This is a genomic window from Solwaraspora sp. WMMD937, from assembly GCF_029581175.1.
Taxonomy (GTDB): Bacteria; Actinomycetota; Actinomycetes; order Mycobacteriales; family Micromonosporaceae; genus Micromonospora_E.
Map to the genome: position 1 here is coordinate 571295 of NZ_CP120738.1, position 21097 is coordinate 592391.

20 protein-coding genes are annotated in these 21097 nt (G+C 72.6%); 7 read left to right on the plus strand and 13 right to left on the minus strand.

The window, feature by feature from the left end:
* Positions 1-8 precede the first annotated feature (8 nt).
* Together fahA and O7621_RS02590 are read right to left on the minus strand one after the other, a co-directional pair.
* The gene (gene fahA, locus O7621_RS02585) at positions 9-1226 is read right to left on the minus strand and encodes a fumarylacetoacetase (RefSeq protein ID WP_282232565.1); all 1218 of its coding nucleotides are present in this window, start codon (positions 1224-1226) and stop codon (positions 9-11) included.
* On the minus strand, positions 1223-2080 hold the full coding sequence (locus O7621_RS02590; RefSeq protein WP_282232566.1) for a hypothetical protein: 858 nt from the start codon (positions 2078-2080) through the stop codon (positions 1223-1225). The genes fahA and O7621_RS02590 overlap by 4 nt, the downstream gene beginning before the upstream one ends.
* A 94-nt stretch (positions 2081-2174) precedes the next feature.
* On the opposite strand from O7621_RS02590, the gene O7621_RS02595 reads away from it, so the two are divergent.
* Positions 2175-3344, plus strand: a complete 1170-nt coding sequence (locus O7621_RS02595; RefSeq protein WP_282232567.1) for a homogentisate 1,2-dioxygenase domain-containing protein — start codon at positions 2175-2177, stop codon at positions 3342-3344.
* 51 nt (positions 3345-3395) lie between these two features.
* On the opposite strand, the gene O7621_RS02600 is transcribed toward O7621_RS02595, so the two are convergent.
* Genes O7621_RS02600 through O7621_RS02615 form a run of 4 tightly spaced genes read right to left on the minus strand, consistent with a single transcriptional unit; the run spans position 3396 to position 6391 of the window.
* On the minus strand, positions 3396-4592 hold the full coding sequence (locus O7621_RS02600) for a tetratricopeptide repeat protein (RefSeq protein ID WP_282232568.1): 1197 nt from the start codon (positions 4590-4592) through the stop codon (positions 3396-3398).
* Positions 4593-4601: 9 nt separating this feature from the next.
* Positions 4602-5087 (minus strand): 2-C-methyl-D-erythritol 2,4-cyclodiphosphate synthase, encoded by a 486-nt coding sequence (ispF, locus tag O7621_RS02605; protein ID WP_282234425.1) that lies wholly within the window; start codon positions 5085-5087, stop codon positions 4602-4604.
* A gap of 40 nt (positions 5088-5127) precedes the next feature.
* Positions 5128-5853 (minus strand): 2-C-methyl-D-erythritol 4-phosphate cytidylyltransferase, encoded by a 726-nt coding sequence (gene ispD, locus O7621_RS02610; RefSeq protein WP_282232569.1) that lies wholly within the window; start codon positions 5851-5853, stop codon positions 5128-5130.
* A 52-nt stretch (positions 5854-5905) separates the two neighbouring features.
* Complete coding sequence (locus O7621_RS02615) at positions 5906-6391, minus strand: CarD family transcriptional regulator (RefSeq protein WP_123603804.1); 486 nt, start codon at positions 6389-6391, stop codon at positions 5906-5908.
* Between the two features lie 328 nt (positions 6392-6719).
* Between O7621_RS02615 and O7621_RS02620 the strand changes: the two genes are divergently transcribed.
* Positions 6720-7505: a hypothetical protein gene (locus tag O7621_RS02620; RefSeq protein WP_282232570.1), complete on the plus strand. Its 786-nt coding sequence runs from the start codon at positions 6720-6722 to the stop codon at positions 7503-7505.
* A 26-nt stretch (positions 7506-7531) separates the two neighbouring features.
* Here the strand turns inward: O7621_RS02620 and O7621_RS02625 are convergent, their stop codons facing one another.
* From O7621_RS02625 to O7621_RS02635, 3 genes are read right to left on the minus strand one after another with little or no spacing between them, the layout of a single operon-like run.
* Positions 7532-8650 (minus strand): type III polyketide synthase, encoded by a 1119-nt coding sequence (locus O7621_RS02625; RefSeq protein ID WP_282232571.1) that lies wholly within the window; start codon positions 8648-8650, stop codon positions 7532-7534.
* Positions 8647-9816, minus strand: coding sequence for an acyl-CoA dehydrogenase family protein (locus O7621_RS02630; RefSeq protein ID WP_282232572.1), 1170 nt, complete (start codon positions 9814-9816; stop codon positions 8647-8649). The genes O7621_RS02625 and O7621_RS02630 overlap by 4 nt, the downstream gene beginning before the upstream one ends.
* 42 nt (positions 9817-9858) lie before the next feature.
* On the minus strand, positions 9859-10596 hold the full coding sequence (locus tag O7621_RS02635) for a methyltransferase domain-containing protein (protein ID WP_282232573.1): 738 nt from the start codon (positions 10594-10596) through the stop codon (positions 9859-9861).
* A gap of 47 nt (positions 10597-10643) precedes the next feature.
* Here O7621_RS02635 and O7621_RS02640 point away from each other — a divergent pair, with 47 nt between their 5' ends.
* From O7621_RS02640 to disA, 4 genes are all read left to right on the plus strand, one after another.
* Positions 10644-11483 carry a UbiA family prenyltransferase gene (locus O7621_RS02640; protein ID WP_282232574.1) on the plus strand — a complete coding sequence of 280 codons (840 nt, stop codon included), beginning with the start codon at positions 10644-10646 and terminating at the stop codon, positions 11481-11483.
* Between the two features lie 139 nt (positions 11484-11622).
* Positions 11623-12279, plus strand: coding sequence for a hypothetical protein (locus tag O7621_RS02645; RefSeq protein WP_282232575.1), 657 nt, complete (start codon positions 11623-11625; stop codon positions 12277-12279).
* 11 nt (positions 12280-12290) lie between these two features.
* Positions 12291-13745, plus strand: a complete 1455-nt coding sequence (gene radA, locus O7621_RS02650) for a DNA repair protein RadA (protein WP_282234426.1) — start codon at positions 12291-12293, stop codon at positions 13743-13745.
* Between the two features lie 59 nt (positions 13746-13804).
* Complete coding sequence (disA, locus tag O7621_RS02655) at positions 13805-15031, plus strand: DNA integrity scanning diadenylate cyclase DisA (protein WP_282232576.1); 1227 nt, start codon at positions 13805-13807, stop codon at positions 15029-15031.
* A 74-nt stretch (positions 15032-15105) separates the two neighbouring features.
* On the opposite strand, the gene O7621_RS02660 is transcribed toward disA, so the two are convergent.
* From O7621_RS02660 to O7621_RS02670, 3 genes are all read right to left on the minus strand, one after another.
* Positions 15106-15876, minus strand: coding sequence for a hypothetical protein (locus O7621_RS02660; RefSeq protein WP_282232577.1), 771 nt, complete (start codon positions 15874-15876; stop codon positions 15106-15108).
* 66 nt (positions 15877-15942) lie between these two features.
* A complete protein-coding gene (locus O7621_RS02665) occupies positions 15943-16503 on the minus strand; it encodes a peptide deformylase (protein ID WP_282232578.1) in 561 nt (186 codons plus the stop codon).
* Positions 16500-17012: an ACT domain-containing protein gene (locus O7621_RS02670; RefSeq protein ID WP_282232579.1), complete on the minus strand. Its 513-nt coding sequence runs from the start codon at positions 17010-17012 to the stop codon at positions 16500-16502. The genes O7621_RS02665 and O7621_RS02670 overlap by 4 nt, the downstream gene beginning before the upstream one ends.
* A 137-nt stretch (positions 17013-17149) precedes the next feature.
* Between O7621_RS02670 and O7621_RS02675 the strand changes: the two genes are divergently transcribed.
* Positions 17150-18046, plus strand: a complete 897-nt coding sequence (locus tag O7621_RS02675) for an A/G-specific adenine glycosylase (RefSeq protein ID WP_282232580.1) — start codon at positions 17150-17152, stop codon at positions 18044-18046.
* Positions 18047-18138: 92 nt separating this feature from the next.
* Here the strand turns inward: O7621_RS02675 and O7621_RS02680 are convergent, their stop codons facing one another.
* Positions 18139-20670 carry an ATP-dependent Clp protease ATP-binding subunit gene (locus O7621_RS02680; RefSeq protein WP_282232581.1) on the minus strand — a complete coding sequence of 844 codons (2532 nt, stop codon included), beginning with the start codon at positions 20668-20670 and terminating at the stop codon, positions 18139-18141.
* Between the last annotated feature and the right edge of the window lie 427 nt (positions 20671-21097).

The following is a 21097-nucleotide window of genomic DNA, read 5'->3' on the forward strand; positions in this document are numbered from 1 at the left end:
GTTACAACCTAGCGGTTGCGCAGAGTGGACACCACGGTGCCGGTGACCTCGCCGAAGCCGATCGTCGTGCCGGCCGGGCCGGGGGCGGTGGCGGTGATGACGACGGTGTCGCCGTCTTCGAGGAAGGTGCGCTCGGACCCGTCGTCCAGTTTGACCGGCTCGGTGCCACCCCAGGTCAACTCCAGGAACGAGCCGACCTGGTCACGCCGGGCCCCGGAGACGGTGCCGGAGGCGTAGAGGTCGCCGGTGCGCAGCGACGCGCCGTTGACGGTCAGGTGCGCCAACTGCTGCGCCGGGGTCCAGTACATGCCGGCGAACGGCGGCTCGCTGACCCGGGTGCCGTTCCACTCGACGACGATCGACAGGTCCAGGCCGCGCCGTGACGACTCAGCGAGGTACGGCAACACCGGTGGGTCCTGCGCCGGGGCCGGCACCCAGGCGTGGTCGAGGGCTTCCAGCGGCACCACCCACGGGCCGACCGAGGTGGCGAACGACTTGCCCAGGAACGGGCCGAGCGGCTGGTACTCCCAGGCCTGGATGTCGCGGGCCGACCAGTCGTTGACCAGGGTCACGCCGAACACGTGGTCAGCGAACCGGTCGGTCGGCACCGGGTCGCCGAGCGCGGTCGGCACCCCGACGACGAAGCCGACCTCGGCTTCGATGTCGAGCCGGCGGGACGGGCCGAAGACCGGGCCGTCGGTGCTGCGCCGCTGCCCGCTGGGGCGCACGATCGGCGTACCGGAGACGACGACGGTGCCGGCCCGGCCGTGGTAGCCGATCGGCAGGTGCCGCCAGTTGGGGGTGAGCAGCGGCTGCCCGGGGCGGAAGATCTGCCCGACGTTGCTGGCGTGCTGCTCCGACGAGTAGAAGTCGACGTAGTCGCCGACCGCGAACGGCAGCACCAGATCCACCTCGGACAGCGGGACCAGCAGCGGCTCGACGGCTGCCCGGTGCTCGGGCTCGGTGAGCAGTTCGACGATCCGCCGCCGCACGGTCGTCCACTGTGCCCGACCGAGGGCCAGGAAGGCGTTGAGGGTCGGCTCGCACAGCGCACCGCCGGCGAGGATCAGGTCGGCGTCCTCCGCGCCGCGCAGGTCGAGCACGAAATCGGCGATCCGTACGCCGAGCCGCCGCTCACCACCACCACCGCGGCGGAAGGCACCGTACGGCAGGGTCTGCACCCCGTACGGTGAGCCGTCGGCACCGGGCACCCAGCAGGTCGTCACGCGAATCCTCCGTTGATCAGCCCCAGCCGGACCAGGTCGGTCAGCGGGTCGGTGATGCTGCACGACCCGAAACCTACCCAGAGCGGCCGGTCGGCACCGCCGCGCGTACGGGCCGGCTCGATCAGCCGGGCGGCGTCGGTGGTGGCGAGCAGTTCGGCGACCTCGGCGACCTCCGCGCCCTCGGCGGCGATGATCGTGGCGGCGAGCACGTTGAGGAAGCCGTGGTGGGTGAAGCCGGTCTCCGGGTCGGTGTCGCGGATGGCGTGGTGCAGGCCGGCGGTCAGTTTGAACGGCAGCGCCCGGTCGCGGCAGGCGCAGATGACGGCGGCCAGCTCGACCGGGGTGGGGAACAGCTCGGCGGCCAGTCCGCCGGTGCGGAACTTGGCGGCGACGTCGATGCCGCCGGCCCGCGCCTCGGCGAGGCCGTCCAGGGCGGCGAGCAGCCCCCAGGTGAGCGGCACCTCCGCGTACCCGCTGATCTTGGGCCAGCCGGCCAGGGCGGTGAGCAGCGCGCGCAGGCCGGGTTGCGGGTCCTCGCCGCGTTTGGCGACGGCGACCTCGACCTGCCGGGGCCGGATCCGGTCGGTCGGCAGCGCCTCGACGGCGGCCGGCAGCGCGGCCACGCCGGTGTCGCCGATCAGGCCGATCTCCAGCTCGTCGCCCGGCCCGACCAGCCGCCGCGCCGCGCCGATCTCGGACGCGGGCAGCAGGAACGGGCCGACCAGGTCGGCGTACCAGGCGGTGCGGTGGCCGCGGTGCGCGGTGATCGCGTCGGGCAGGTCGGCGTTGCCCGGCGGGAAGACCGCGGCGTCGTCGACGAGGCCGGTGAAGATCCTGGGTACCTGCATTGACACGCCTTCGAACCTAGTGGATTCTACGATTAACGGACAACAGCGTCCGATTATCGGACGCTACCGGCCGGTCAACGGGGAGATACGGAGGGTAATCATGCCCTACTACCGCAGCGTTGGCGAGATCCCCCGCAAGCGCCACACCCAGTTCCGCCAACCTGACGGCACCCTGTACGCCGAGGAGCTGATGGGTCAGGAGGGCTTCTCGTCCGACTCGTCCCTGCTCTACCACCGGCACCTGCCGACCGCCATCGTCGCCGCCGAGCCGTACCAGCCGGCCGCGTACCGCCGGCTGCCGAACCACCCGCTCACCCCACGCCACCTGCGTACCCACAAACTGGACACCGGGCACACCGACGCCGTCCTCGGCCGGCAACCACTGCTCGCCAACGACGACGTGCGCATCTCGTACGTCGTCGCCGACCGGCCGTCCCCGCTGTACCGCAACGCCACCGGCGACGAGTGCCTGTACGTCGAGTCCGGTGCCGCCCGCGTCGAGACCAGTTTCGGGGTACTCGGCGTCACCTCCGGCGACTACGTGATCATCCCGACGTCGGTGGTGCACCGGATCGTGCCCGTCGACGACGTGCCGCTGCGGCTGCTCACCGTCGAAGCAACCGGCCACATCGGACCACCTAAGCGCTACCTGTCGGCACGCGGCCAGTTCCTGGAACACGCGCCGTACTGCGAACGCGACATCCGCGGGCCGGGCAAACCACTGCTGGTCGACGGCACCGACGTCGAGGTCTACGTGCGGCACCGGCAGGGCTGGACCCGGCACGTGTACGCCCACCATCCGTTCGACGTGGTCGGCTGGGACGGGCACCTCTACCCGTGGGCGTTCAGCATCTACGACTTCGAGCCGATCACCGGCCGGCTGCACCAGCCGCCGCCGGTGCACCAGACGTTCGCCGGCCCCAACTTCGTGGTCTGCTCGTTCGTGCCGCGCAAGGTCGACTACCACCCGCAGGCGGTCCCGGTGCCGTACAACCACCACAACGTCGACTCCGACGAGATGCTGTTCTACACCGGCGGCAACTACGAGGCGCGGCGCGGCTCCGGCATCGAGCAGGGCTCGATCTCGCTGCACCCGGCCGGGTTCACCCACGGGCCGCAGCCGGGCGCGGTCGAACGGGCGCTCGGTGCCGAGCACTTCGACGAACTCGCCGTCATGGTCGACACCTTCCGCCCGCTGGACCTCTGCGACGCGGCACTGTCCGTCGAGGACACCGGGTACGCCTGGACCTGGGCCGGCAACGCCCGCTGACCGGCCATACCGCCGACACGGCACGGCCTGTCCAGCCGCTGATTCGGCGCGCTACCGCTGATCCGGTGGTCGGGCGGTGGCCGAACGCAGCACCATGAACTGGGCAACGGCGGCCGCGACGATCGCCGACACCAGCAGCCACGGGGTGGCGATCGCCGCGTAGCAGAAGATCAGCACCGGGGCGGCGGCGGCCGCGTACACCGCCGTCGTCAGCCGGCGGTCCGCCAGCTGCGACACCACCTCGGTGATCCGACCCGGCACCCGCCGGGCCAGCACCCAGACCAGCACGAATCCACCGAGCGCGGCGACCACCGCCCAGCCGCGCGACGCCGCGCTGCCGGCCAGGCAGGCCACCGTCACCGCCGCGATCATGCTGTAGCCGGCGCCGATCAGCACCAGCCGGCGCAGCTCCTCCTCGGCGGTCGGCGGCCGCTCCAGCCGGGGGTCCATCGGCACCGACCCGGGCGGTGCCGGAGCCCACCGGGATGACCGGGCCGGTGCGGGCGGCGGGGGCGGTGCCATCGCGGTGGCCCGTTCGGCGAGCACCGCCAGCTCGGCGGCGTACCGCCGCTGTTCCAGGTGGATCACCCCGACGTCGTGCTGCGCCTCACCGATCAGCGGGTCCAGCCGCAGCGCCTCCCCGTAGGCCCGGTGCGCCAGGTCGAACAGCTCCAGCCGGGCCCCGACCAGCCCCAGCACCAGATGTGCCTGGGCGTCCTGCGGGGCCAGCTCCACCCCGCGCCAGGCCGCGTTGAGCGCCGGCTGGCCGTTGCGTGAGCCGGCCAGGATCGCCGCTCCGCTGCGCTGGGCGTACGCGTCGTCCGGATACGTCGCCAGCAGGTCGGTGGCGAGCCGGGCGGCGTCGGCGTACCGCCGCAGATCGATCAGCGCCAGCCCGCGTACCACCAGCAGGGCGACCCGGTCCGGCGGGCCGGGTCGGGCAGCGGCGCCGGCACCGGCGCCATCGGCGTCGGCCGGTGTGGCCGCCGCCGTGGCCTCGGCCGACCACGGGTTCGGCGGCTCGTCCGCCCACGCGTCGATCACGGCGAGGGCCTGCTCCGGACGGTCGGCGGCGAGATGCACCCGGGCCAGCATGATCCGGGCGGCGACGCTGTCCGGGTCGAGGGCCACCGCGAAGCCGATCTCACCGGCGGCCTCGTCGTAGCGGCCCAGGTCGGCCAGCAGCCCGGCGCGCTGCAGGTAGCCGTCGACGTCGGTGGGCGGCTCGGGGGATGACTCGCTCGACACCTGTCGAGCCTATCCGGGCGGCCCGGACGGATAGACGAGCGCGACCGCCAGGCCGGCGAGGCCTTCGCCCCGGCCGGTCAGCCCGAGCCCGTCGGTGGTGGTGCCGGAAACGGTCACCGGGGCACCGGCGGCAGCACCGAGCACCTGCTGTGCCTCGGTCCGCCGGGGACCGATCTTCGGCCGTACACCGATCACCTGGATCGAGACGTTGCCGATCACGAAGCCGGCGGCGACCACCCGGCGGGCCGCCTCGGCGAGCAGGTCCACCCCGGCGGCTCCGGCCCAGCGGGGTTCGGCGACACCGAAGTTGGCGCCGAGGTCGCCGAGGCCGGCGGCGGAGAACAGCGCGTCGCAGGCGGCGTGCGCGGCGACGTCGCCGTCGGAGTGCCCGGCCAGCCCGGTCTCGCCCGGCCAGTGCAGGCCGGCGACCCAGCAGGGCCGGTCGGCGGCGAAGGCGTGCACGTCGGTGCCGACTCCCACCCGGGGAACGATCATGCCGGCGTGCCGCACGGGACGACCATCAAGGCAAGGACGATCATGAAGGCAGGGTACGGGTCGCCGGTTCGGTGGCGAGCAGGTGCTCGGCGATCACCAGGTCGAACGGGCGGGTGATCTTGAGAGCCCGCTCCGAACCGGGCACGCAGAGCACCGGTACGCCGAGCTTCTCCACCAGACCGGCGTCGTCGGTGTGCGGATCGACCGCGTCGGCGTGCGCGGCGGCCAGCACGTCACGCCGGAACCCCTGCGGGGTCTGCACGGCCCGCAGCGTCGACCGGTCGACGGTAGCCAGGACGGTCTCGTCTGCGTCCACCGACTTGATGGTGTCCAAGACCGGGAGCACCGGGATGACGGCGTCGGCGCCGGCCCGGACCGCGGCGGCGACCGAGTCGACCAGGTCGGGTGGGGTCAGGGCGCGGGCCGCGTCGTGCACCAGGACGATCCGCGGACCGGCGGGGACGGCGGCGAGCGCGGCGGCCACCGAGGCCTGCCGGTGCGCGCCGCCCGGGACCACGATCAGCGGCAGCCCGGCCGTGGCGGGGGCGAGCAGGTCGCGGACGGCGGCGACGTCGGTGGGTGGGGCGGCGACCACGATCACCGCGACCGAGGAGGCGGCGGCCAGTCGACGCACCGCATGCACCAGCAGCGGTACGCCGCCGAGTGGCCGGAGTGCTTTGGGTGCGCCGGGTCCGAGCCGTACCCCGGAACCCGCCGCAGGAACGAGGACCGCGACGTCACCGCGTTGCTGGAAGTGCGCGGTCACGTCGCGGTCCTCGGTGCAGGTGGCAACAGACTATCTATGGGTGGAGAGTTGCCTACGCGTCGGTGAGCACCTTGTCGAGCAAGGTCTCTGCCTCGTCCTTGGTGCTCTTCTCCGCAAGCGCGACCTCGCCGACCAGGATGTCCCTGGCCTTGGCGAGCATGCGCTTCTCGCCTGCGGACAGCCCCCGCTCCCGCTCCCGACGCCACAGGTCACGAACGACCTCGGCGACCTTGAGTGGATTTCCGGATGCCAGCTTTTCGAGGTTGGCCTTGTATCGCCGCGACCAGTTGGTCGGCTCCTCGGTGTGCGGGGCGCGGAGGACATCGAAGACCTTGCCGAGGCCTTCTTCGCCAACCACTTCGCGCACGCCGACGATCTCGGCGTTCTCGGCGGGAACTCGCACCGTCAGGTCACCCTGCGCAACCCTGAGGACGAGGTACTGCTTCTCCTCGCCCTTGATGACACGAGTCTCGATTGCCTCGATGAGTGCGGCCCCGTGGTGGGGGTAAACAACGGTCTCGCCGACACTGAAAACCATAGGTTCGAAGCCCCTTTCGCTGTGTCTAGGGTAACACGCTCAGGCACCGATGTCCCGTCACAGTCTGAGCCGTAAGCGCAGGTCAGAGGGGCTGTGAGAGGTCTTTCTCGAGCTTGACACGCAACCGCCAGTAGGTTTTGAACACGCTAAGTAACAACCAGATCAGCAGTCAGCTAACTGGTCGGACGTGCCAGATGGGACGCGTTTCGGCACTTCCAGCATATCGTCCGGCCGCTTCCCGCGCCCCGGCACTGGCGGAACCAGGTTCGTTGCGAGACCCTGATACCTAGACCCCGATCGACCCGGTGGGCGAGCGGCTGGGGGTGCTGTGGGCAGGACAGGCAACAACGGTGATGGGTGGTCGGACGGCGCCGGGGCGCCTGACGACCTACCCGAGATCCCGCCCGAGTGGGGCCCGATCGTCATCCCGGACGATCCCGGGGCACTCGCCGAGGAAGCGGCGCAGGTCCGCCGGGAGCTGCACCGCACCCGGCGGCGGGACCACTGGCACCGGCGGTTCGGCATCCACCCCGGCGACACCGGCCGGGCCGGCGGCAGCGGGCACCGGCCACACGAGATCGCCGCCCTCCGACTGCCGTTGATCATCATGCTGGTGGCGGTCCTCGCCGCGATGATCAGCATGTTCACCGTCGCCTGGTCCGACCGGCCCCAGCCCACCGCCAGCCCGACACCGTCGACCCCCGCTCCCCTGCCCGACCGCCCACTGCCCGCACTCGACCTGATCGACGACTCCGGCGCCTCGGTCCCGGTCCGGTCGTTGCTGCCGGCGGCGATCCTGCTCGTCGAGGACTGTGAGTGCGCCAACCAGATCACCGCGGCGGCCGCCGCCGCCCCGGCCGGGGTGTCGGTCGTCGCGGTCACCAGCGGCGCCACCAGCCCTGGAACCCTGCCGCCGGTGCTCGCCGACAGTCTCGGCACCCATCTGCTGGCCGACCCGGCCGCCGGGATCCGCAACTTCGTCGACGTCCCGACGACCGCCGGCACCGCCACCGCGCTGCTGGTCACCGAGACCGGCGAAGTCATCCGGTTGGTGCCGCAGGCCGACTCGGTCGAGACGTACCGGGCCGACCTGGCCCTGCTGGTCGGCCCCTGACCCAGCCCGCTGCCGCGCGCGGCGGGTCAGCGGCCGAGCAGCGCGGCGTAGAGCGTCAGGCCCGGACCGAACGCCAGCATCACCACGTGACGCGGCGGCGGCCCCGCCCGCCGCAACCGGTCCAGGATCAGCAGTACGGTCGGCGACGAGCAGTTGCCGTACGCCGCCAACGTCTCCCAAGACGCCGACATCGCCGCGTCGGACAACCCCAGCTCCCGCTGCACCACGTTGAGGATCCGCGGCCCGCCCGGATGCACCGCCCAACCGTCCACCTGCGACACGGTCAGTCCGTGCCGGGCCAGCAGATCACCGACCAGCGCCCGTACGTGCACCGACAACACCTGCGGCACCCGGGGCGACAGACCCATCCGGAAACCGAGATCGGTCACCTCCCAGGTCATGTGGTCGGCGGTGGAGGCGTCGGTGGCCGACACGACCTCCCGCACGGCGTAGCCGCCGGGCGGCGGCGGCCCGCCGGCCCTGCCGGTCGGCACCAGCACCACCGCCGCCGCCGCGTCGGAGAACAACGCGTGCGCCACGATCTGCTGAGTGTCCACCCGGCGGGCCGGCGGCTGGATGTGCAGACTGGTCAGCTCGGCGCAGAGCAGCAGCGCCGGCCGGCCCCGGGCGGTGACGAAATCGGCGGCCGCGCCCAACCCGGGCAGCGCCGCGTAGCAGCCCATGTGCCCGACGAACAGCCGCTGGGTGTCGGCGGCCATGCCGACGTCCCGGGCCAGAATGATGTCCAGGCCGGGCGTGGCGTACCCCGTGCACGAGCAGACCACGAACAGACCGATCTCCGCGGCGGTCAGCCCGGCCTGGGTCAGCGCCCGGTCCACCGCCTCCTTGCCCAGCGGCAACGCCTCGATCTGGTAGCGGCGCATCCGCCGCTCGGTCGGCCAGTCCGCGACGTCCTCCAGCAACGGGCTCACCGCCGCCTGCCGGGTGCGTACCCCGGAATTGGCGAAGATCCGCTCCGCGAGCGCCCGGGTGCCGCCGTCGTACCGAGCCGCGAAGAAGTCCCGCCACAGCTCGTCCTGGCTGGCCGACGGCGGCAACGCCAGCCCGAGCCCGACCACCGCGGCGGCCGACCGGCCCGCCGCCGACTCAGACCGGCCCGCCGCCGACTCCGGCGACCGGCTCACCACCGGGGTGCCGATCCGTCGCGGTCCGGGTCCCCACCGATCGTCGCCACACCGAGCCAGTCGGCGCAGACGTCCGACGTCGGCGGATGCAGCGCACCGCAGCGGGCGTCCCGGTAGAGCCGTTCCAGCGGATGCCCCCGGCGGGTCGCCGAGGTCCCGGCCGCCTCCAGCATCGACGACGCCACCTCGGCCGCCGTGCCGCCGGCGACCAGTTTGGCCCGCCACACCCACTGGTTGGTCGCCGGGTCGCCCGGGTCGGCGTCCACCCGGCGGGCCGCCTCCCGTACTGTCAGCAACGCTGCGGCGGCCGCCGCGTCCGCCCGACCGATCCGGGCCCGGACCGCCGGCAGGTGGGTCAACCCCCGCTCGGTGAGATGCTCCACCGCCGCGTCCACCGCCGCCCGCGCCACCCCGGCGTAGACCGCCGCGTAGCTGGCCACCATCCAGTGCGGCATCAGCTGGGCCACCACCAGGGCCAGCCCTTCCACCCCGCCGAGCAGGGTCCGCGGGCCGACGGTCACGTCCAGGTGCAGGTCGTGCGAGCAGGTGGCCCGCATCCCGAGCGAATCCCAGCTCTGCTCCACCCGCAGGCCGGGCGTGTCCGCCGGGACGAGAAACTGCGAAACCACCGACTGGTCGTCGGCGTGCCGGGCGGCGACCAGGTACCCCGAGGCGTGACCGGCCCCGGAACAGAACGCCTTGGCCCCCTTGATCTGGTATCCGCCGTCCACCTGGTGGTAGACGGTGGACAGCTGGGAGAGCCGGGAGCCGGCACCCCGTTCGCTCATCGCCACCGCGTACCAGGCGCCGGCGGCCGCGTCGGCGAGCAGCTGGTCCCGGGCCGCCAACGCCTCGTCCGGCAGCCCCATCGCCTCGGCGAGGTTGTCGTCGACCGCGTCCAGCGCGCCGGTCACCGAGGCATGCATGTTGAACACCAGCGCGGTGGCGCCGTTGCCCCGGGCCAGCTCGTACGCCACCTCGGCATAGTCGGCGAAACCGGCGCCCCGCCCGCCCAGCCGCTGCGGGACCATCAACCCGAACAGCTGTTCCTGCCGCAGGTCGGCGAAGTCCGCCACCGGGAAGGTGCCGGCCCGGTCGTGTTCACCCGCCCGCGCCGCCAATCGTGGCACCACCCGCCGCGCCGCCGCCAGTGCATCCGCAACCATTGCCGCCCCTTCCGCCGTCGACCTGCCCACCTGCTCGTCCGCTCAGCCCACCTTGACCCCCCTGCCTTGGTAGAGCACCGAGGTGGACCAGGTCGGCACCATCCGCCGCCGGGGTTTCCAGAGTGCCCGGTCGGGAGCCGATCGGCGCAACGGCGCGCGCATCAGCCAATCGATCAGGCTGAAAACGCTCGGCCTCAGGCCGCGCACCGCCAGCCGTACGCCGTGCCGGGCGCACTCGGCGACCAGCCGCTGCGGACGGACGAACAGCGCGGGGTCGTGGATGCCGCGCGGCGCGACCGGCAGGCGCTCACCCAGCTCGACCGCGATCAGCCGGCTGGCCAACGTGGCGTTCAGGGTGTCCAGCACCAGCAGCCCACCCGGCCGCAGCACCCGGCACGCCTCGGCGACCGCCACGGACAGGTCCGGGACGTGCTCCAGCAGCTCTCCGGCGGAGACCACGTCGGCCACCCGGTCGGCCAGTGGCAGCCCGGCCGCGTCACCGCGTACCGGGTCGACACCGTGCCCGGCCGCCTGCCGCAGCGCCGACCCGACCAGGTCGACCCCGACGTGCCGGTAGCCCTTGCCGCGCAGATGGGGAGCGAGCAGGCCGGCCCCGCAGCCGATGTCGACCAGCACCGCCCCCGGCCGGGCCGCCGGTGGGATCAGCCGGGCCCGCGCCTCGGCGATCCAGTGCAGCATCTCGAACGCGCCGGCCGGCCGCCACCACTCGTCGGCCAGCGCGTCGTACTGGCGGGGGTCGTTCGGCGGCAGGTCCGGCATTGACTGAGCGTGGCATGACCAGCCGGTAACGGCCACACTTGGCGGATATGTCGCGTCGCGTGTCCGCATTGATCAAGGCCAGCCACCCCGAACCGGCGGTCGCGGTCACCACCGTGACCGCCCTGCTGGCCTGGGGCGTCGGTCACCGTCCCGCCGGGATCGTGCTGGTCGCCGCCACTGTCGCGGCCACCCAGCTCGCCGTCGGCTGGACCAACGACTGGCTGGACGCCGGTCGCGACCGGCACGCCGGACGGGCCGACAAGCCGGTCGCGACCGGTGCGGTCAGCCGACGCACGGTCGGCGTCGCCGGTCTGGCCGCCGCGCTGGCCACCCCGCTGCTGGCCGCGCCGACCGGGCCGGCGGCGGCGCTGTGCATCACCGCCGCGCTGCTCAGCGCGCTGGCCTACAACTGGCCGTTGAAGTCCACCGCCGTGTCGGTGCTGCCGTACGCGTTCTCGTTCGGGGCGCTGCCCGCCTTCATCGTGCTCGCCCTGCCGGGCGCGCCCGCGCCACCGGTCTGGCTGGTCGCCGCCGCCGGACTGCTCGGTGCCGGCGCCCACTTCGCCAACGTGCTGCCGGATCTGGCCGACGACGCCCGCACCGGCGTGCGGGGTCTGCCGCACCGGCTCGGGGCCGCCGGCTCGGCGCTCGCGGCGGCCGGGCTGCTCTTCGCCGCCACCGTGACGCTGGTCGTCGGCCCGCCCGGGCCGCCGTCGTGGGCCGGCCTCGCCGCGGTCGCCGGCACTGCGATCATCCTGCCGACCGGCTGGTACGCGGCCCGGCGGGCCGCCCGGCGGGCCGGCCGGTCGGACGGCGTGTTCCGGGCGGTGCTGGTGGTCGCGGTGATCGACGTGGTGCTGCTGGTGGCCAGCGGCCCGGTCGGGTGAGCGCCGTCGGGCCGGCCCGGTCGGGTGAGCGCCGTCGGTCACGGATTATCGGGTCCGTGGCGGGGCGCGGATCACCGCCAACTACCCTGGAGCCGGCCTGCGCGGGGCTCGTCGCCGCGCCGTGACAAGGAGGACCGACGTGACGCCCTCGACCAGGGGACACCGCCGAGTCGCGGTGCTGTTCGCCGGCGCTGCCGTGGCCAGCGGCCTGCTGCTCAGCGGCTGCGGAGCCGGCCAGCTCGCGGAGACCGCGACCAAGGCGACGGCGATCAACGGAGTCAACCTCGAGTCGCCGGACGGCGCGGTGTCGGTACGCGACCTCTCGGTGCCCTACCCCGGGGTGGAGGGCTACCCGGCCGGCGGCAGCGCGCCGGTCGAGGTCGGGCTGTTCAACAACACCAACGACCCGGTGACGGTACGGGTCAGCGCCGCCCCGGTCACCGACGAGGACCGGGCGACGGTGGTCGGGGCCGAGACGGTGGTGATCGGCGGCTCCGAGCAGGCCGGCGGGCCGACCCCGTCGCCGGAGCCGGGCACCGCCGAGGTGCCGCAGCCGGACCCGGGCCGGGACGCGATCGTCCAGCTGCCGGCCAACGGATGGGCGCTGTTCAGCACCGACGACACCGAACCGCTGCGGGTCACCGGCCTGGCCGGCCCGCTCGCCGCCGGGTATTCGGTGAACCTGGCCTTCGAGTTCAGCACCGGCGGCGCGCCGCTGGTGGTGGCTGCGCCGGTGGACATGCCGCTCACCCCGGCTCCCCGGGCGCCCGCCGAGCACGACGAGGAAGAGCACTGAGCTCGCGGTCGATCCCCCGGGGTGCCGGCGGCGGGACAGGACGCGGCAGCGCCGCGCCGCGCAGCCGGGCCTCGTCGCGTGAGCCCCGGCCCGCGTACGAGTGCGACGCGTGCGGGCACCAACCACCCAAGTGGGTGGGCCGGTGCCCGGAATGCGGCGAATGGGGCTCGGTGATCGAGTCGGTGGTCAGCGGCCCGGTGGTCTCCGGCCGAGTCGTCAGCACCCGGATGCCGACCGAACCGGCCCGGCCGATCGCCACCATCAGCGCCGCACCCGCCAAGGCCCGGCCGACCGGCGTCGGCGAACTCGACCGGGTGCTCGGCGGCGGTCTGGTGCCCGGCGCGGTGGTGCTGCTGGCAGGCGAGCCCGGCGTCGGCAAGTCGACCCTGCTGCTCGACGTCGCCCAGCAGTGGGCCGCCGGTGCCGGTAGTCCGTCGCTGGTGGTCAGCGGCGAGGAGTCGACCAGCCAGGTACGGCTGCGCGCCGAGCGGATCGGCGCGCTGCACGAACGGCTCTACCTGGCGGCGGAGAGCGACCTCGGGGTGGTCCTCGGCCACCTCGACGCGGTCCGGCCCGGTCTGCTGGTGCTCGACTCGGTGCAGACCATCTCGATGCCCGGTTCGGACGGTATCCCCGGTGGCGTCACCCAGGTCCGGGCGGTCACCGCCGCGCTGGTCGCGGCGGCCAAGGAACGCAACATCGCCACCGTGCTGGTCGGCCACGTCACCAAGGACGGCCAGGTCGCCGGCCCCCGGGTGCTGGAACACCTGGTCGACGTGGTGCTGCACTTCGAAGGCGACAAGCACTCGTCGCTGCGGATGGTACGCGGCATGAAGAACCGGTTCGGCGCGGCCGACGAGGTCGGCTGCTTCGAGATGCACGAAGGCGGCATCAGCAGCCTGCCCGACCCGTCCGGGCTGTTCCTCACCCGCTACACCGAGCCGGTCCCCGGCACCTGCGCCACGGTGGCGATGGAGGGCCGGCGGGCCCTGGTCACCGAGGTCCAGGCGCTGATCGGGGCGACCGTCGCCGGTTCGCCCCGGCGTACCGTGTCCGGGCTCGACGGTGCCCGACTGGCGATGGTGCTGGCGGTGCTGCAACGGCGTACGGAGCGGCTCACCCTGCACGACCGGGAAGTGTTCGCGGCGACGGTCGGCGGCATCCGGGTGGTGGAGCCGGCCGCCGACCTCGCGGTGGCGCTGGCGGTCGCCTCCGGCGGGCTCAACCTGGCCGTCTCCCCGCAGCTGGTGGCGATCGGCGAGGTCGGGCTCACCGGTGAGGTGCGCCGGGTCGGCGCGGTCGCCCGGCGGCTCGCCGAAGCCGCCCGGCTCGGCTTCCGGTACGCGCTGGTACCGCCCGGTACGGCCGGTTCCGGCACCGACCCGATGCCGCCGAACATGCAGATCACCGAGGTCAACGACGTACGGGCCGCGTTGCAGGCCGCCGCGCGCGCCTCGGCCGGCTGATCCGGTACGGCAGTAACCGCGGGAGCACCCACCGCATGGCGGTCCGTAGACTGTTGCCCGTGGCGATCGACCGCGATGCGAACAAGACTGCCAGCGCCGGCACCAGTGCCGGCTCGGCCGGCCGGGTCGGTGCCGTCGGTACGCCGGCGCGCACCGGTGCCGTCGGCGCCCCGGCACGCACCATCAGCGCCGGTACCTCGGCGCTGACCAGCCCGGCGGCCACCGGAGATCCGCTGCGGGCCAACCTGGCGCTGATGGCGCCCGGTACTGCCCTGCGCGACGGGTTGGAACGGATCCTGCGCGGCCGGACCGGCGCGCTGATCGTGCTCGGCTACGACAAGCAGGTCGATTCGCTGTGCACCGGGGGCTTCCCGCTCGACGTCGAGTTCTCCTCCACCCGCGTCCGCGAGCTGTGCAAGATGGACGGTGCGGTGGTGCTGTCCAGCGACGGCACCCGGATCGTGCGGGCCGCCGTGCATCTGATGCCGGACCCGTCCATTCCGACCGATGAGTCGGGCACCCGGCACCGCACCGCGGAGCGGGTCGCCCGACAGACCGGCTACCCGGTGATCTCGGTCAGCCAGTCGATGCGGATCATCAGCCTCTACGTCAACGGTCAGCGGCACGTACTGGACGACTCGGCCGCCATCCTGTCCCGGGCCAACCAGGCGTTGGCCACCCTGGAGCGGTACAAGCTGCGGCTGGACGAGGTGTCCGGCACGCTCTCCGCCCTGGAGATCGAGGATCTGGTCACCGTCCGCGACGCGGTCGCGGTGGTGCAGCGGCTGGAGATGGTCCGGCGGATCGCCGACGAAATCGCCGGGTACGTCGTCGAGCTGGGCACCGACGGCCGGCTGCTGGCGCTGCAGCTCGACGAGCTGATGGCCGGCGTGGACGCCGACCGGACCCTGGTGATCCGCGACTACCTGCCCACCGTACGCAAGGCGCGGACCCTCGACGAGGCCCTGGTCGAGTTGGACCTGCTGACCGCCACCGAGCTGATCGACCTGGTCGCGGTGGCCAAGGCGATCGGGTACGCCGCCTCCACCGAGGCGCTCGACGCGGCGGTGAGCCCTCGCGGCTTCCGGCTGCTGGCGAAGGTGCCCCGGCTGCCGGTGTCGGTGGTGGACCGGCTGGTCAACCACTTCGGCAGTCTGCAACGGCTGCTCGGGGCGACGGTGGAGGACCTGCAGGCCGTCGACGGCGTCGGCGACGCCCGGGCGCGCAGCGTACGGGAAGGTCTGTCCCGGCTGGCCGAAGCGTCGATCCTGGAGCGCTACGTCTGAAGCGCCACGTCGCAAGCGCCACGTCCACGTCGTGCCGGAATCGGCGTAACTGCGCGAGGAACCCACCCCGGGCGTCAGCCGGTGATGGTGATCACAAACGGCTCGCTGACCTTCGAACCGAGTCGGGCGAAGAGCTGGTACTCGCCGACAGCCGGATGGTCACCGGCCGCGACGTTGTTGGCGCACTCGCTCGCCGCCCTACCGTTCCAGGCCACCTGGTAGTCACGGGCGGTTCCGGGCCCGAAGGTGCGCACGTCGGTGCCCCGAGCGGCTCCGCAGGTGTCCGACGACCAGATCAGCTCCGCGCCCCGCTTGAGGTACAGCTCTTGCGGGTCGGCGCCCACATCCCGGTCGCACGTACGGCTGGACACGTTCTGCACCCGCAACTGCAAGGCCAGGGTGACGCCCTTCTGGGCGGTGGCCTGCGAGGCTGCCGCAGTCAGCAGGATCTCGTCGTCGGTGCAGGTGCCGGCGGCCGGACCGGCCGGGCCGCCAGGGAGGTCTTGGTCGCCGGCGCCGGGCTGCCCACCGCCGGTCGTGCCGTCGTCGCCCGTACCACCGCCGGTGCTGCCACCACCTGCGTCGCCAGCGTCGCCGTTGCCAGGGGTGTCGGGGTCGTCGCCGTCGTTGGTGTCGACACCGTCCGCCGGCTGCGGGGACGAGGTGGTCGGGGTGAGCAGCTCACCGGACGGGGTCGGGGTGGGATCGGCCTGTGACCGGCCAGTCTGGTCGGAGCCGATGCACGAGTAGGCCACGATGAACAGCAGGAGCAGCAGCGCTCCGAGCACGACGGCACGCCGCCGCCAGTAGATGGCGGGTGGCAGCGGGCCAACCGTCAGTCGCATGATGGCACACCGTATCGGCAAGACCGGACCGATCGGCCGCGACGCGCCGAGGCCCGGGGCACCCGGTCAGAGATATGTCTTACGCGGGAAGACGGCGTGCGCCCCGGCCACCCGGTCCAAGAACAGCAGACCGGCGCAGTGGTCGATCTCGTGCTGGGCGGCCCGCGCCTCGAACCCGTCGGTGACCAGGCGTACCGGCTCGCCGGTGCCGGGCAGTTGCGCCTCCACCACCACCCGGGTGGCCCGTTTGACGTCACCGGTGAGATCCGGCACCGACATACAGCCCTCCCGGCCCGGCCGCCACCGGGTCGCCTCGATCAGCCGGGCATTGCACAGGACGAACGTGCCGTGCCCGGTGACCGTCTTCGGGTGCCCGGTCACGTCGACCGCGAAGACCTGCGCGCTGATCCCGATCTGCGGCGCGGCCAGGCCGACACAGCCGGGTGCGACCCGCATCGTGGCGACCAGATCGGCGGCGATCTGGACCGTCCCGGCGGCGCACGGATCCACCGGCTCGCCGGCCCGGCTGAGCACCTGATCGGGCGCGGCGACCACCGGAACCACCCGCCCCGGTACGCCGAGCGCCGTCTCGGTCCAGTCGGCCAGGGTACGGCTGACCGTGCTCACAGCACGTCCGAATCGACCGACCGGAGGGTCACCTCGACGTCGAGTGCCCGGGCCGTCTCGGACAGTCGCCGGCCGACCTCGGCCGCCGTACCGGTGGGCAGCTCGACCTCGGCGACCAGCACGTAGAGCGGGCCGGTGAGCCGGGTGGTCAGGTCGGTGACGTTGCCGCCTGCCTCGGCGACCACCCGGGTCACCGCCGCGACGATGCCCAGCCGGTCGGCGCCGTGCACGCTGAGCAGGTGCGGTTCGCCGCCCACCGGCTGCTGACCGTCCGCCGGAACCGGCCGTACGGTGGCCAGCAGTTGGCCGTCGGCGGTGAGCGGCCGCAGTGCCTGTTGCACCGCGGACTCGGCCGGACCGGCGCAGACCAGGGTCATCGCGAAGTGGCCGCGCAGCCGGGTCATCGTCGAGTCGGTCAGGTTGGCACCGAGACCGGCCAGCACCTCCGCGACGTCCGCGACGATGCCGGGCCGGTCGCGCCCGATCACGGTGATCGCGAGTTCGTTCATGCCAGCAGTCTGCCCGACCGGGCGCCGGCCCGACCGGGCGGCCCGGTACCCGGGTCCCGTCCAGGGGCGGCCTGGGGCGGGGACGGGGACGGCCTGGGGCGGAGCCGGCAACGTGGCATGGCAGGATCGGCGGCGCCATGCGTGACGTGAGTTTCGCCGACACGGCGATCGAATGGTTCGACGACAACGCCCGTGACCTGCCCTGGCGGGAGCCGGGGATCGGTGCCTGGGCGATCCTGGTGAGCGAGGTGATGCTGCAGCAGACCCCGGTGGTCCGGGTACTGCCGGCGTGGCGCGCCTGGCTGGACCGGTGGCCGGACCCGGCTGCGCTGGCCGCTGACTCACCGGCCGAAGCGATCCGGATGTGGAACCGGCTCGGCTACCCGCGTCGCGCGTTGCGGCTGCGTGAGTGCGCCGCGGTGCTGACCGAGCGGTACGACGGCAAGGTGCCGACCGGTCTGGACGAGTTGCTGGCGCTGCCGGGAGTCGGCACCTACACCGCCCGGGCGGTCGCCGCGTTCGCCTACGGCCAGCGGCATCCGGTGGTGGACACCAACGTCCGACGGTTCGTGGCGCGGGCGGTCGACGGGGCGGCCGACGCCGGGCCGGCGACCCGCCCGGCCGATCTGGTTGCCACCGCCGCGTTGCTGCCGGCCGAGCCGGCCCGGGCAGCCCGGGCCAGCGCCGCGTTCATGGAGTTGGGTGCGGTGGTCTGTGTGGCCCGGACCCCGCGCTGCGGGGTGTGTCCGGTGGCCGGCCGCTGCGCGTGGCGGGTGGCCGGCCGGCCGGCGGCGAGCGGGCCGAGCCGCCGACCGCAACGGTACGCCGGCACCGACCGGCAGGTCCGTGGCCTGCTGCTGGCGGTGCTGCGGGAGGCGACCGGGCCGGTGCCGCAGCAGCGGTTGGACGTGGTGTGGGGCGACGATCTGCAGCGCCGTCGGGCACTGGCCAGTCTGATCGAGGACGGCCTGGTGGAGCCGGTGGCCGACGACGGCGCGCCGCCGATCGGGTACACGCTGGCCGGTCAGGGCTGACGGCTTCCTGGGCTGACGACTGACGCAGCCAACGCAGTGCGGCACCGGCGGCTCGCGCCGCCGGTGCCGCACTGCTCAGTCGGCTGCCGGGATTACTCGTCCGCGCCGGCCGCCGCAGCACCGCCGAGATCGGCGGGAACCGCGTCCGGTACGGCGACCGGCCGGTCGGCGCCCTGGAAGACGAGCTTGGACTTGTCGATGTCGTCCGGGTCACCCTCGCAGTCGATGACCACGATCTGACCCGGCTTGAGCTCGTTGAACAGAATCCGCTCCGACAGGTTGTCCTCGATGTCGCGCTGGATGGTCCGGCGCAGCGGCCGGGCCCCCAGCACCGGGTCGAAGCCCTTGTTCGCCAGGTACTTCTTGGCGTTGTCGGTGAGCTCCATGCTCATGTCCTTGTTCCGCAGCTGGGTCTCGATCCGGGAGATCATGATGTCCACGATCGACAGGATCTCGGTCGGGTTCAGCTGGTGGAACACGATGGTGTCGTCGATCCGGTTGAGGAACTCCGGCCGGAAGTGCTGCTTCAACTCGTCGTTGACCTTCTGCTTCATCCGGTCGTAGTTCGAGTCGTTGTCCTCCGACGCCTGGAAGCCCAGCGACACCGCCTTGGCCACGTCCCGGGTGCCCAGGTTCGTGGTCAGGATGATCACGGTGTTCTTGAAGTCGACGATCCGACCCTGACCATCGGTGAGCCGCCCGTCCTCCAGGATCTGCAGCAACGTGTTGAACACGTCCGGGTGGGCCTTCTCGATCTCGTCGAACAGCACCACCGAGAACGGCCGACGCCGGACCTTCTCGGTCAGCTGCCCGCCCTCGTCGTAGCCGACGTACCCGGGCGGGGCACCGACCAGTCGGGACACCGTGTACCGGTCGTGGAACTCGGACATGTCCAGCTGGATCAGCGCGTCCTCGCTGCCGAACAGGAACTCGGCGAGCGCCTTGGACAGCTCGGTCTTACCGACACCGGACGGGCCGGCGAAGATGAACGAGCCGGACGGCCGCTTCGGGTCCTTCAGGCCGGCCCGGGTCCGCCGGATCGCCTTCGACACCGCCTTGACCGCGTCGGACTGGCCGACGACCCGCTTGTGCAGCTCGTCCTCCATCCGCAGCAGCCGGGAGGTCTCCTCCTCGGTCAGCTTGTAGACCGGGATTCCGGTCCAGTTGCCGAGCACCTCGGCGATCTGCTCGTCGTCGACCTCGCTGACCACGTCGAGGTCGCCGGCCTTCCACTCCTTCTCCCGCTGCGCCTTCTGCCCGAGCAGCTGCTTCTCCTTGTCCCGCAGCTGCGCGGCCCGCTCGAAGTCCTGCGCGTCGATCGCGGACTCCTTGTCGCGACGCACCTGGGCGATCCGCTCGTCGAAGTCACGCAGGTCCGGCGGCGCGGTCATCCGCCGAATCCGCATCCGGGCACCGGCCTCGTCGATCAGGTCGATCGCCTTGTCCGGCAGGAACCGGTCGGAGATGTACCGGTCGGCCAGCGTCGCGGCGGCGACCAGGGCGGCGTCGGTGATGCTCACCCGGTGGTGCGCCTCGTACCGGTCCCGCAGACCCTTGAGGATCTCGATGGTGTGGGCCAGCGACGGCTCGCCCACCTGGATCGGCTGGAACCGGCGCTCCAGCGCGGCGTCCTTCTCCAGGTGCTTGCGGTACTCGTCGAGGGTGGTCGCCCCGATGGTCTGCAGCTCACCGCGGGCCAGCATCGGCTTGAGGATGCTCGCCGCGTCGATCGCGCCCTCGGCCGCGCCCGCGCCGACCAGGGTGTGGATCTCGTCGATGAACAGGATGATGTCGCCCCGGGTGCGGATCTCCTTGAGCACCTTCTTCAGGCGCTCCTCGAAGTCACCGCGGTAGCGGGAGCCAGCGACCAACGCACCGAGGTCGAGGGTGTAGAGCTGCTTGTCCTTCAGCGTCTCGGGCACCTCGCCCTTGATGATCTTCTGGGACAGGCCCTCCACCACGGCCGTCTTGCCGACACCGGGCTCACCGATCAGCACCGGGTTGTTCTTGGTACGGCGGGAGAGCACCTGCATCACCCGCTCGATCTCCTTCTCCCGGCCGATCACCGGGTCGAGCTTGCCCTCCCGGGCCGCCTGGGTCAGGTTACGACCGAACTGGTCCAGCACCAGACTGGTCGACGGGGCGGCCTCGCCCGCCGCCGCGCCCGCCGCCGCCGGCTCCTTGCCCTGGTAGCCCGACAGCAACTGGATCACCTGCTGGCGGACCCGGTTGAGGTCGGCGCCGAGCTTCACCAGCACCTGGGCGGCGACGCCCTCACCCTCACGGATCAGCCCGAGCAGGATGTGCTCCGTGCCGATGTAGTTGTGGCCGAGCTGCAGCGCCTCCCGCAGCGACAGCTCCAACACCTTCTTGGCCCGCGGCGTGAACGGGATGTGCCCGCTCGGCGCCTGCTGGCCCTGGCCGATGATCTCCTCGACCTGTTGACGCACACCTTCCAGCGAGATGCCCAGGCTCTCCAGGGCCTTCGCCGCCACGCCCTCACCCTCGTGGATGAGGCCGAGCAGGATGTGCTCCGTGCCGATGTAGTTGTGGTTGAGCATCCGGGCTTCTTCCTGAGCCAGGACGACAACCCGTCGCGCTCGGTCGGTGAACCGCTCGAACATGCCCTCGTGCTCCTCACGTGCCGTGCGCCAGTGGTCTTGGCGGGCCAGCGCACGAGCCTCCAGGCGGAAGCTCGTGCCATCACTCTATCGCCGTGGGCCGACTCCGCTCCTGCCGTGTCGGGCCGGAGCAGGGGCGATCCGCAACGTTTACCCCAACTGTGCCGGGTCGCTGGCTGTTCCCCGAGGCTTCGGCGCTACGCGGTGAGCGAAATCCGCTCGGTCCGGTGACCGGGCGCGGCGTCGGCTCACCGGGACGCGCCGTCCGTACCGCCACCGCCCGACCGGTTGTCCACAGGCCTGTGGACAACCGGCGCACAGGCTGTGGACAACCCGCCACGCTCTGGCCACGGCAGCATCGCCGCAGGATCGTGCCGGAACCGCCAAACTCCCAAAAAGGGACACGAGGTACGGATGAGACATCCGTACC

Excerpts from the sequence above, each read along its gene's own strand:
- O7621_RS02680 (WP_282232581.1), bottom strand. The coding sequence starts at position 20,670 with ATGTTCGAGCGGTTCACCGACCGAGCGCGACGGGTTGTCGTCCTGGCT.
- O7621_RS02615 (WP_123603804.1), bottom strand. The coding sequence starts at position 6,391 with ATGGTTTTCAGTGTCGGCGAGACCGTTGTTTACCCCCACCACGGGGCC.
- O7621_RS02670 (WP_282232579.1), bottom strand. The coding sequence starts at position 17,012 with ATGAACGAACTCGCGATCACCGTGATCGGGCGCGACCGGCCCGGCATC.
- O7621_RS02640 (WP_282232574.1), top strand. The coding sequence starts at position 10,644 with ATGTCGCGTCGCGTGTCCGCATTGATCAAGGCCAGCCACCCCGAACCG.
- O7621_RS02660 (WP_282232577.1), bottom strand. The coding sequence starts at position 15,876 with ATGCGACTGACGGTTGGCCCGCTGCCACCCGCCATCTACTGGCGGCGG.
- O7621_RS02675 (WP_282232580.1), top strand. The coding sequence starts at position 17,150 with ATGCGTGACGTGAGTTTCGCCGACACGGCGATCGAATGGTTCGACGAC.
- O7621_RS02595 (WP_282232567.1), top strand. The coding sequence starts at position 2,175 with ATGCCCTACTACCGCAGCGTTGGCGAGATCCCCCGCAAGCGCCACACC.
- O7621_RS02635 (WP_282232573.1), bottom strand. The coding sequence starts at position 10,596 with ATGCCGGACCTGCCGCCGAACGACCCCCGCCAGTACGACGCGCTGGCC.
- ispF (WP_282234425.1), bottom strand. The coding sequence starts at position 5,087 with ATGATCGTTCCCCGGGTGGGAGTCGGCACCGACGTGCACGCCTTCGCC.
- O7621_RS02630 (WP_282232572.1), bottom strand. The coding sequence starts at position 9,816 with ATGGTTGCGGATGCACTGGCGGCGGCGCGGCGGGTGGTGCCACGATTG.